Source organism: Candidatus Infernicultor aquiphilus (genome assembly GCF_002784285.1).
GTDB lineage: Bacteria > Atribacterota > Phoenicimicrobiia > Phoenicimicrobiales > Phoenicimicrobiaceae > Infernicultor > Infernicultor aquiphilus.
On sequence record NZ_PFKO01000206.1, the window covers coordinates 1 to 1,818 of the forward strand.

Sequence of the window (1,818 nt, forward strand, 5' to 3'; positions counted from 1 at the left end):
TGTAAATAAGCAGATAGCGATAAATAATCAAAATTCCTAGAACCACTTGTAACTAATATTAATTTAATTTTATTTTTCATTAAAGAAACAGACTCAATAATATGAGATATGTTTTTGTCTTTTTCAAGACGACCCACATAAATAATAAAATTTTCATTTGAAAAATTACTAATTTGCATTCTTCGTGCAGGATAAGTTTGGGTAATACTTGGCACATTCAAAAAATATCGTTTCTTTAATTTATTTTCAATATTATTAAAATTGCACAAATAAAAATCTAACTTATGTAAATGTGGGAGGATATAAGCCCACAACCCATCCGCATAACTACTATAATCTTTAGAATTTTTATCTAAACAATGTTCTGGGTAATCTAAAATTTGACATCCTACCTTGATTACTGGTAAATCCCTTTTAATATCCAATAAAAAAGGAATACATCCATGATCTATGCCAAATATAATATCATAAGACATTATAGTCTCAAGTGTCGTATGTTGGCAACTTAATAAATATTTATCTTTATATTTTTCAATATCTAACCCAATATCAAAACTTTTTATTTCTTCATCATTATGGGCAGACAAAATTTTTATATCTGAAAAATATGGAATTAAGTAATCTATAAAAAGAATTACACTAGAAATCGGTCCACTATATACAAGAAGTAATTTTTTACCCATTCATCACCTTAAGTAAATTTTCAATCATAACCTTACGCATAAAATATTTTTTAAATCTTTCATATCCTCTAATTTGTAAATCTAAATATAAATCCTTATCTTCATATAACTTTTTAATTTGTTCTCTCATATCTGTCACGCTCTTCTTTCGAGCATACAAGACACAATCATCATATAACTCTCTTAAAACCGAATAGTCAAAACATACACCAGGAGTTTTAACTGACATTCCCTCTAAAATAGACATCCCCCCTACCCACTCAGTTATTTGAGGATACACAATTAAATATGCATCTGCTATAATCTGCATCTTGTCTTGTTCCGATGCTTGATAAATCAAAGAAAAACGATCTTTTCCCAAAATCTGAGATGTAACCTGAACAAATTTTTTAATATCTCCTGAAACACTTATATGTTTATATCTATAAGGAAGTCGCCTAAGCGCATCTACAAGTAGCGAAGTTCCCTTATAAGGAATAAGGCGATTGCACCCAACAACATAATCAGATTTATTTACGATATATAAATTTAAATAATCATCATCAACAACTGGATACCATACTAATTTAGAATCCCGGTTATATAATCTTTTAAATTCTTCGACTGCAACCGAATTATTAAAAATAATCGAATCAAGTTCTAATCCGCAAGTAAGCCAATAATAATAGCGTTGGGCATATTCAAAATTATAATTAACTGGATCTTTACCATCTATACAATGTATCGGAAGATCAAGAAAAATACAAAAAGCTTTTTTATGAGTAATTCGCTTATAATCGGCAACAAAAGGACAAACAGATTGGTCCATCCCCAGTACAACATCAATCTCATCGTTAATTTCTAGTTCTTTATAATTATATTTTTCTGCAGGAATATCTAAAATAATTAAATTCGGATGGGAAGGCAATTCTCCTACATCAAATAATTTTCTTTGAACATTGCAAAGCAAATAAACTTTATGTCCTAATTCTGCAAATTTAACACATATTTTTCTTTCTTGATGAGCAAGACTTAAAGTTCCATTGCCGAAAATTAAAATATTCATTTATTGACCTCTAAAAAAATCTTCTCCAAACTATTAGCAAAGGTATAATTTTTAATAGTCTTATCATATGCCTTAAGACGCATCTCTTTT

At 28.5% G+C, this 1,818-nt stretch carries 2 protein-coding genes; both read right to left on the reverse strand.

The window, feature by feature from the left end:
* Positions 1–683: glycosyltransferase (locus COZ07_RS05445; RefSeq protein WP_406607567.1), on the reverse strand; the 683-nt coding region annotated here is incomplete at its 3' end.
* A complete protein-coding gene (locus COZ07_RS05450) occupies positions 676–1,728 on the reverse strand; it encodes a glycosyltransferase family 4 protein (protein WP_406607568.1) in 1,053 nt (350 codons plus the stop codon). The genes COZ07_RS05445 and COZ07_RS05450, both read right to left, overlap by 8 nt.
* Positions 1,729–1,818: the final 90 nt, after the last annotated feature.